This is a genomic window from Streptomyces spiramenti (genome assembly GCF_012034385.1).
GTDB classification, from domain to species: Bacteria; Actinomycetota; Actinomycetes; order Streptomycetales; family Streptomycetaceae; genus Streptomyces; species Streptomyces spiramenti.
Window position 1 is genome coordinate 1 of record NZ_JAAVJB010000191.1, and the last position, 10,081, is coordinate 10,081.

Below are 10,081 nucleotides of genomic sequence, written 5' to 3' on the forward strand. Positions count from 1 at the left end.
TCGCAGTGGTGACCGGCGCGGCTCGGGGGGTCGGAGCGGCGCTGGCCCATCGCCTGGCGGGGGCCGGGATGCGGGTGGCGCTGCTCGGCCGGAGCGCGGTTGTGGTCGACGCCGCACTGTGGTTCGGCGGCGTCCGCCGTTAACCTACGCATCGGTAGCCAACCCGATGACGAGTAGGAGCCGCAGCCGTGCGCGACCAGGAGAACCGTTCCGTCCCGGCGAGCGACGCCGCGGTGGACGCCGCCGCGGAGGCGCGGGAGGCGGCGCCCCACACCACGGCGGGCAAGCTGGCGGACTTCCGCCGCCGGTCCGAGGAGGCGGTGCACGCCGGGTCGGCGCGGGCGGTGGAGCGGCAGCACGCCAAGGGCAAGCTCACGGCACGCGAACGTGTCGACCTGCTGCTGGACGAGGGGTCCTTCACCGAGCTGGACGAGTTCGCCCGCCACCGCTCGGTGAGCTTCGGCATCGAGGCGAACCGGCCGTACGGCGACGGCGTGGTCACCGGTTACGGCACGGTGGACGGGCGCCCGGTCTGCGTCTACTCCCAGGACTTCACCGTCTTCGGCGGGTCGCTGGGCGAGGTCTACGGCGAGAAGATCGTCAAGGTCATGGACTTCGCGCTCCGCACGGGCTGTCCGGTCGTCGGGATCAACGACGGGGGCGGCGCCCGGATCCAGGAGGGCGTCGTCGCCCTCGGGCTGTTCGCCGAGATCTTCCGGCGCAACGTGCACGCCTCCGGGGTGGTGCCGCAGATCTCCCTGATCGTGGGCCCGTGCGCCGGTGGCGCCGTCTACTCGCCCGCCATCACCGACTTCACGGTCATGGTCGACAAGACGTCGCACATGTTCATCACCGGGCCGGACGTGATCCGGACGGTCACGGGTGAGGACGTCGGCTTCGAGGACCTGGGCGGCGCACGGACCCACAACACCACCTCGGGTGTGGCGCACTACATGGCGGGCGACGAGAAGGACGCCGTCGACTACGTGAAGGCGCTGCTGTCCTACCTGCCGTCCAACAACCTCTCCGAGGCCCCGGCGTACCCGGAGGAGTCCGAGCCGGAGGTGACGGCGGCAGACCGGGAGCTGGACACGATCGTCCCGGACTCCGCCAACCAGCCGTACGACATGCACCAGGTGATCGAACACGTCCTGGACGACGGCGACTTCCTGGAGACACAGCCGCTGTTCGCGCCGAACATCCTCACCGGTTTCGGTCGGGTGGAGGGCCGTTCGGTGGGCGTGGTCGCCAACCAGCCGATGCAGTTGGCGGGTTGCCTGGACATCGACGCCTCGGAGAAGGCGGCGCGGTTCGTGCGGACCTGCGACGCCTACAACATCCCGGTGCTGACCTTCGTGGACGTGCCCGGGTTCCTCCCCGGCACCGACCAGGAGTACGGCGGGATCATCCGGCGCGGCGCCAAGCTGATCTACGCGTACGCGGAGGCGACGGTGCCACTGATCACCGTCATCACCCGCAAGGCGTTCGGCGGCGCCTACGACGTGATGGGCTCCAAGCACCTGGGGGCGGACCTCAACCTGGCCTGGCCGACGGCGCAGGTCGCGGTGATGGGTGCCCAGGGCGCCGTCAACATCCTGCACCGCCGGCGGCTCGCCGCGGTGGCGGACGACGCGGAGCGCGAGGCGCTGCGGGCGCAGCTCACGCAGGAGTACGAGGACGCGCTGCTCAACCCGTACGCGGCGGCCGAGCGCGGCTACGTGGACGCGGTGATCATGCCGTCGGACACCCGTCGGCAGGTGGCGCGCGGCCTGCGCCAGCTGCGGACCAAGCGGGAGAAGCTCCCGCCGAAGAAGCACGGCAACATCCCGCTCTGAGCGGGAGCCGCGGCGGCCGGGTGCCCCGGTCGCCGCGGTGACCGGCCGAGCGGGAGACGGCAGACCAGGCAGGGCGGCAGGAAGGCGGTGGCGGCGATGGCGGCGACGGACGGACAGCGGACACGGGAGGACGGCGCCGAACCGGGGACCATCCGGGTGGTCCGGGGGAACCCGACCCCGGAGGAACTGGCCGCGGCGCTCGCCGTGGTGCGGGCCCGACTGGCGACGGCGCCGGGCGGCGCGGACGGTCCGGTCGCCGTGTCCGCCTGGGGCGCGCCCTCGCTCACCGTGCCGGGCGCGGCGGCCTCTCCCGGGCCGGACACCTGGCGCACCAGCCACTGGCCCGCCTGACGCCGATGCGGACCACGGTGCCGGGCGGCCCGGTTGCGGCGGCCCGGTTGCGGCGGCCACGGATCTGAGTACGCGTACTCAGGCGCGACCGCGCCGCCGCTGGCATCGTCGGCAGCATGCTCTGGCACGACCTGCACGACGACCCCGACGAGCGGGAGCGCTCGCTGCGGCAGCGTCTGCGCCGCGCGGTGTGGCTCATCGCCGCGGCCACGGCTGTGGTGGCGCTGCTGCTCGTCTGACCGCCCCTTCGGCGCGCGACGACCGTCGAGTCGGCCGGTAGGGCCTGTCCGCCGATTCGGGTCGTATCGGCGCCCGGCGGGCATCGTCGCACCGGGCCCGGCCCCGGGCGCCGCCGGTCGGCCTGTCCCCCGGGCCCGGTCACGCCCGCACCGGCCGGGGCCGCACCCGACCTGACAGATGTGACATACACCACCCGCCGCCGCTTCCGGCCACGCGCACCGCCCGGGGCGACGCGGTTCGGCCCGTCGCCCCCACCGGTGTCCGGCGACGACGTCACTCCCGTGACCGCCGCGCCCGGCGCACCGACGCGACCGCGGAATGCCCCGCTCCGCAGCACGCTCCGGGCGCCCCACCACGCGCGGCGACCCGACGGGTCTCGACGACCCCTCCGGGCGCCCGCCTGATCCGGAACCGAACTCTCCGCCTGTGAGCGGCGGCCGGTACCCCTCCCCCGCTCAGCAAAACCCCCGCCGCCCCCTTGTCGGTCGCCGCCGACGCTGCGGTCGGGGACGCCCTGGTCGCGACTTTTCATACTCGGTATGTTCACCGGCGCCGCGGTCGGCGACCATGCCGTCCGTGGGTCAACCACAACAGCCTGGGGGCATGTTGAGCACGAAGAAGAGAAGGGCAGCGGTGGCGGCCACCGCCTCGGCCATAGCCGTGGCACTGGCCGCCGGCCTCGGTGGGGGCGCTGCCGCCGCACCGCCCGGCGCGGCGGGAGGAGCGCCGGTGGGCGTACCCGCGGAGGGCGGCGCCGTCACCCTCCTCACCGGCGACCGGGTCGTTCTGGCGGCGGACGGCACGGTGGCGTCGATTCACCCGGCGCCCGGCCGCGAGGACGTCCCCGTGCGGGTCCTGGAGACGGGCGAGGCCACGTTGGTCGTGCCGCGCGACGCCGTCGCCCTCATCGCCGACGGAACGCTGGACCGCACCCTGTTCGATGTCGGCGAGCTGTCGCGCCCGCAGTACGACCGGTTCGCCGGCACACCGTTGATCGTCGGCTACGAGGACGGGCGGACCGCCACCCGCTCCGAGCTCCGCGCCGAACCCGACGTCGAGCTGCGCTCCGCACTGGACGTCGTGGACGCCGACGCCCTCACCCTCTCCGAGGAGAGCGGCGCCTCGGTCTGGGAGACCCTCACCGAGACAGCGGCGGCGGGGGGCTCGGTCCTCGCGGCGGCCCCCGGCATCGCGGCCGTCTCCCTCGACCGGATCGTGCAGAGCAGCCTCGACACGAGCACCGCGCAGGTCGGCGCCCCCGCCGCCTGGGCGGAGGGGCTGGACGGCACCGGCACCACCATCGCGGTCCTCGACACCGGGATCTCCGCCGACCACGGCGACTTCGAGGACAAGGTCAAGCTCGCCGAGAACTTCACCGACGCGGCGGACACCGACGACCCGTTCGGTCACGGCACCCACGTCGCCTCCATCGCCGCCGGCACCGGCGCCCGCTCCGACGGCACCTACCGCGGCGTCGCCCCCGGCGCCGACCTGATCAACGGCAAGGTCCTCGACGACGACGGTTCCGGAATGGAGTCGTGGATCATCGAGGGCATGGAGTGGGCCGCCGACTCCGGCGCCGACGTCATCAACATGAGCCTCGGGGGCCCGCCGTCCCTGGGCCCCGACCCGATGGCCGACGCCGTCGACCGCATCTCGGCCGAGACCGACGTGCTCTTCGTGATCGCCGCCGGCAACTCCGGCCCGAGCAACGGGACCATCGACTCCCCGGGTGTCGCCGACGCCGCCCTCACCGTCGGCTCGGTCACCAAGGACGACGAGATCTCGGAGTTCTCCGGAATCGGGCCCCGGATCACCGGCGGCGCCCTGAAGCCGGAGATCACCGCGCCCGGCTCGGACATCGGCGCGGCCGTCGTCGAGGGCAGCTACATCGACCTGATCGGCACCCCGGTCGCCGACGGCTACGCCGCCATCGACGGCACCTCCATGGCCGCACCCCACGTGGCGGGCGCGGCGGCGATCCTGGCCCAGGCCAACCCCGACTGGACCGGCGAGCAGCTCAAGACCGCGCTGACCAGTGCCACCGCCGCTCTCGACGGCCCGGCACCGATCGAGCAGGGCACCGGCCGGCTCGACGTCGAACGCGCCCTCACCCAGACCGTGACCGCCGACACCAGCACCCTGGACTTCGGCGCGGTGGAGTACCCGAGCGACCAGGCCGACCCGGTCGCCCGCGAACTCACCTACCGCAACGCGGGCGACGACGCCGTCACCCTTGATCTGGCGCTCACCACCACCGGCCCCGACGGCACCGCCCCTGACGGCATGTTCACCGCCACCGAGGAGACCCTGACCGTCCCCGCCGGCGGCGAGGCATCGGTCGAGGTCACCGCGACCCCGGGCGTCGCGGGTGGCGAGACCGGCCACTACGGCGTCTTCGTCACTGCGACCGGCGACGACCAGCAGGTCCGCGCCGCCGGAACCATCGAACTCGAACCGGAGCTCTTCGACCTCACCGTCGACATCACCGGCCGCGACGGCGAGGCCGCCCCGTTCGGCTCGGTCTTCGGAGTGGACCTCACCACGGGTCAGTTCTTCTGGGGCCTGGCCGAGGACGGCGTCGTCCAGCAGCGCGTCACCGAGGGCGAGTACGTGGTCGAGGCGTACGCCGACTACGAGTCGGACGGCGAGTGGACCGGTCTGGACCTCGCGCTGCACCCCGGCCTCACCGTGACCGAGGACATCACCGTCGAGGTGGCGTTCGCCGAGGCGCGCCCGATCGACTTCGTCGCGCCGGACGGGTCGGCCCTCGACGAGCTGGTCGGCAGCTACTCCATCAGGCACGAGAACGGTCAGGGCTTCGAGTCCGGCTTCTACTTCCCCGGGCTCCCGGAGGGCATCAGCACCCTGTCCCTCGGCGAGGCGTCACCGGCGATCGACCTCACCCACGCGTTCACCACGTTCCACCCGGCGAGCGAGAACAGCGCCTCGTACCTGCACAGCGCCGGCGAGGGCTTCCCCACCGGGCTGGTCAACCACGCATCGGCGGCCGAGATGGCCGAGATGGTGGTCTCGGCGGGCGCCTCTGTGCCCGGCACGCTCGGGAGCGTGGCCGCAGGCGCGGGAGACGAGATGGCGCCCCTCGGCCCCGTCGTCGACCTCCCCGGTGACGTGACGCTTCAGCTCCAGGCCGCGGCCACCGACTGGTTCGTGGAGTTCGCGCAGTTCACGGCGGACGGCGACTACGTGGCCACGTCTGTGACGCCACCCACGTCGCTGGAGCCCGGCAGCTCCCACGCGCGGACCGTGAACGTGGGGGTGTTCGGACCGATGGTCGACGACGGTCTGGGCGTCTTCCTGGAAAGGGGCTACCTGCTGGCGCATGTCCCCCACTTCGTGGAACCGGTCGGCCGCTGGGGAGCAGCAGCCAACGAGGGGTCAGGCACGCTCTACCGCGACGGTGAGGTGCTCGCCGAGCTCGACGAGTCCGCCGAGTACGTGGCGGAGCGTATCCCCGAGGGCGAGGCGGAGTACCGCCTGGTCAGCACCGCCGACCGCCACGACCTGGGCTATGCCGCGGTGAGCACCGAGGTGACCGTCGACTACACCTTCACGGCAGCGCCGAGCGAAGAGTTCGAGCAGATCACCGGGCCGCTGGCCGTCCGGTACTCCCCCGACCTCGCCCTGGACAGCACCGCGCCCGCCAAGAAGAAGCTCACCGTCCCGCTCACCGTCACCGGTGGCGAGGCCGCCTTCCTCACCGTCGAGGCCTCCTTCGACCGCGGCGAGAGCTGGGAGGAGCTCAAGGTCCACACCAAGGACACCGGCGACCTCGTGTACGTCCACAACCCCGCCGCCGGCGGCTCCGTCTCCCTCCGCGCCACCGCCGAGGACGCCGACGGCAACCGCTCCGTCCAGACCATCATCGACGCCTACCTGACCCGCTGACACCCGATCCCGGTGCGGACGAACCCCGTCCGCACCGGGGTCCCGGTAGCAGTGATCTACGCCACATCGACGGCCGCCGACGGCATCGGGAAGCCGCCGCAGCACCCGGCGCACCACCCGCGCCGCCGTCGCTTTTCCGCCGGTCCCGACGCAACCGCGGCCATCCCCGACCACCGCGCGCCGTACCCGTCGCGCCTCCTCGGGCGGCAGAACGACCGGGCCGCGGGGTCCCGACGACCGACCGCGGAGTGTCTGAAAGAACGCGCAGAGAACCCGTCCCACACCGGCACCACGGAGGACGTCAATCCCTCCACGACCACGACCACCCCCCTCTGGCGCAGTGGCATCCATACTCGGTATGTTCCACCGCGCAGACGAGGGCACCCCCCTTCTGCTCACATCAACCTGTGCTTCAGGGAGCCGAGTTGAGCATGCGACGAAACAGAACGGTGACAGCGGTCACTGCGAGTGCGGTGACACTGGCCCTCACCGCGGGGCTCGGAGGGGCGTCCGCCGCGTCCGGCGGGCGGGGCGGACCCGGCGACGCCCCGGCCTCCGGATCCGGCCACGTGGTCACCCTCCTCACCGGGGACCGCGTGACCCTGCGGGCGGACGGCAGCGTGGCCGCCGTCCATCCCGCGCCCGGCCGCGAGGACGTCCCCGTGCGGGTCCTGGAGACGGGCGAGGCCACGTTGGTCGTGCCGCGCGACGCCGTCGCGCTCATCGCCGACGGAACGCTGGACCGCACCCTGTTCGATGTCGGCGAGCTGTCGCGCCCGCAGTACGACCGGTTCGCCGGCACACCGTTGATCGTCGGCTACGAGGACGGGCGGACCGCCACCCGCTCCGAGCTCCGCGCCGAACCCGACGTCGAGCTGCGCTCCGCACTGGACGTCGTGGACGCCGACGCCCTCACCCTCTCCGAGGAGAGCGGCGCCTCGGTCTGGGAGACCCTCACCGACACGGCGGCGGCGGGGGGCTCGGTCCTCGCGGCGGCCCCCGGCATCGCGGCCGTCTCCCTCGACAGGGTCGTGCAGAGCACCCTCGACACCAGCACGGCGCAGATCGGCGCCCCCGCCGCCTGGGCGGAGGGGCTGGACGGCACCGGCACCACCATCGCGGTCCTCGACACCGGCATCGCCGCCGACCACGGCGACTTCGAGGACAAGGTCAAGCTCGCCGAGAACTTCACCGACGCGGAGAGCACCGACGACGTCGACGGCCACGGCACCCACGTCGCCTCCATCGCCGCCGGCACCGGCGCCCGCTCCGACGGCACCTACCGCGGCGTCGCCCCCGGCGCCGACCTTCTCAACGGCAAGGTCCTCAACGACAACGGCGAGGGCCTGGAGTCGTGGATCATCGAGGGCATGGAGTGGGCCGCCGACTCCGGCGCCGACATCATCAACATGAGCCTCGGCGGAGCCGTGACACACGGCCCGGACCCGATGGCGGACGCCGTCGACCGCATCTCGGCCGAGACCGACGTGCTCTTCGTGATCGCCGCCGGGAACGACGGTCCCGCGGCGAGGACCATCGGCACGCCCGGCGTCGCGGACTCGGCGCTGACGGTCGGCTCGGTGGACAAGGTCGACGAGATCTCCGACTTCTCCTCGGTGGGCCCGCGCACCGCCGACGGCGCGCTGAAGCCCGAGATCACCGCACCCGGTTCGGACATCGGCGCGGCCGTCGTCGAGGGCAGCTTCATCGACCGGGTGGGGACCCCGGTCGCCGACGGGTACGCCGCGATCTCCGGCACCTCGATGGCCGCCCCGCACGTCGCAGGCGCCGCGGCCATCCTCGCCCAGGCCAACCCCGACTGGACCGGCGAACAGCTCAAGAACGCCCTGACCAGCTCCACAGCCGCCCTCGACGGCCCCGCCCCCACCCAGCAGGGCACCGGCCGCCTGGACGTCGAACGCGCCCTCACCCAGACCGTCACCACCGACACCACCACCCTCGACTTCGGCACCGTCGAGTACCCCAGTGAGCAGGCCGACCCCATCAGCCGCACGTTGACCTACCACAACGCCGGCGACACCGACATCACCCTCGATCTGGCGCTCGCCACCACCGGCCCCGAAGGCGCCGCCGCGGACGGCACGTTCGAGATCACCGACGACACCGTGACCGTCCCCGCCGGGGGCGAGGCCACCGTCGGGGTCACCGCGGTCCCGGCCGCCGCCGGCGGCGATGTCGGCGACTACGGCGTCTTCATCACCGCGACCGGCGACGACCAGCAGGTCCGCGCCGCCGGAACCGTCGAACTCGAACCCGAGTACTTCGACCTCACCCTCGACATCACCGGCCGCGAGGGGCTGACGCCCGAGTACTCCGACATCCTGTTGTTCGACCTGGACCAGGCCGAGCTCGTCTGGGGCGAGGCCGTCGACGGGTCGTTCACCGCGAGGCTCCCCGAAGGCGAGTACTTCCTCCAGGTGGAGAACGGTTACGAGGACGAAGACGCCGGCGCGGACCTCGCGATACACCCCTCGCTGGGCCTTTCGTCCGACACCACCGTGGACGTCGACCTCACCGACGCCCGCGCGGTCGACTTCGCGGCCCCGGGTGCCACGGAACCGTTGGCCCTCGTCACCAGTTGGGACGTCACCAACCCCGCGACCGAACTGAACGTCTGGCAGGGGAACTTCTTCCCAGCGGACAGCGGCGACCTCCGGACCCTGTCCCTGGCCGACGCGAGGGAGGGCATCGAGCTGCTGCACCGGTTCACCTCCGCGCACGCGGACACCGACGGCGGCGTCTCCTACCTCCATGCGGAGGGCGAGGGCTGGCCCACCGGGCTCGTCAACCGCCCGGCCATCGGGGACATGGCCGAGCTGACCGCCCGTGTCGGCGGCGCGGCACCGGGCGTCAGCGGCGAGCTCGCCGCACTGCCCGAGACCGGCTTCATCACCGGGTCCACCCTGCTCGACCTGCCGGCAGAGGCGGTCCTGCGGGTGCAGGCGAGCTCCGCGTGGGGACTCATCCTCTTCCAGTACGACGCCGAGGGCGACGGGGTCGCGACCTACCTGACGCCGCGTGACACGGTGGTCGGCGGGGAGAAGTACGAGAAGACCCTGAACGTCGGGGTGTTCGGGCCCACGGCCGACGAGGAGTCGGGCGTCTTCCAGCGTGCGGGGCATCTGATCGGCCAGGTCTCCCACTTCACCGACGGGGCGGGAAACACGGGCGGTGCGGTCACCGACGGTTCGAGCACCCTCTACCGTGACGGTGAGGTGCTCGCCGAGTTCGACCAGCCGGCGGAGGGCGTCGGGGTCCGCCTCCCGGAGGGTGAGGCGGAGTACCGCCTGGTCAGCACCGCGGAGCGCGGCCATTACGGCTACACCACGGTCAGTACCGAGGTGACGGTCGACTACACCTTCACCGCCTCGCCCAGCGAGGAGTTCGAGCAGATCGCCGGGCCGCTCGCCGTCCGGTACTCCCCCGACCTCGCCCTGGACAGCACCGCACCGGCCAAGAAGAAGCAGACGGTCCCGCTGACCGTGACCGGCGGCGAGGCCGCCTTCCTCACCGTCGAAGCCTCCTTCGACCACGGCGAGAGCTGGGAGGAGCTCACGGTCCACACCAAGGACACCGGCGACCTCGTCCACGTCCACAACCCCGCCGCCGGCGGCTCCGTCTCGCTGCGCGCCACCGCCGAGGACGCCGACGGCAACCGCTCCGTCCAGACCATCATCGACGCCTACCTCACGAAGTGACCCGGTGGGCGGGCCGGTGACCGGCCC

Annotated in this window: 6 protein-coding genes; all 6 read left to right on the top strand. The window is 72.7% G+C overall.

All coding sequences use genetic code 11. The annotated features are described in order from the left end of the window. Nucleotides 1-8 precede the first annotated feature (8 nt). The 6 genes from HCJ92_RS25425 to HCJ92_RS18760 all read left to right on the top strand — a co-directional run bounded on the left by HCJ92_RS25425 (nt 9) and on the right by HCJ92_RS18760 (nt 10,054). Nucleotides 9-143, top strand: coding sequence for a hypothetical protein (locus tag HCJ92_RS25425; RefSeq protein ID WP_338054254.1), 135 nt, complete (start codon nt 9-11; stop codon nt 141-143). A 90-nt stretch (nt 144-233) separates the two neighbouring features. Beyond that, nucleotides 234-1,835, top strand: a complete 1,602-nt coding sequence (locus HCJ92_RS18745) for a carboxyl transferase domain-containing protein (RefSeq protein WP_167934783.1) — start codon at nt 234-236, stop codon at nt 1,833-1,835. Between the two features lie 96 nt (nt 1,836-1,931). Then, nucleotides 1,932-2,186, top strand: coding sequence for an acyl-CoA carboxylase epsilon subunit (locus HCJ92_RS18750; RefSeq protein WP_167934780.1), 255 nt, complete (start codon nt 1,932-1,934; stop codon nt 2,184-2,186). 116 nt (nt 2,187-2,302) lie between these two features. Beyond that, complete coding sequence (gene mmpB, locus HCJ92_RS25430) at nt 2,303-2,425, top strand: morphogenic membrane protein MmpB (RefSeq protein ID WP_275942320.1); 123 nt, start codon at nt 2,303-2,305, stop codon at nt 2,423-2,425. Between the two features lie 604 nt (nt 2,426-3,029). Further along, nucleotides 3,030-6,335 (top strand): S8 family serine peptidase, encoded by a 3,306-nt coding sequence (locus HCJ92_RS18755; RefSeq protein ID WP_167934781.1) that lies wholly within the window; start codon nt 3,030-3,032, stop codon nt 6,333-6,335. A 431-nt stretch (nt 6,336-6,766) separates the two neighbouring features. Then, nucleotides 6,767-10,054 (top strand): S8 family serine peptidase, encoded by a 3,288-nt coding sequence (locus tag HCJ92_RS18760; RefSeq protein WP_167934782.1) that lies wholly within the window; start codon nt 6,767-6,769, stop codon nt 10,052-10,054. Nucleotides 10,055-10,081 lie beyond the last annotated feature (27 nt).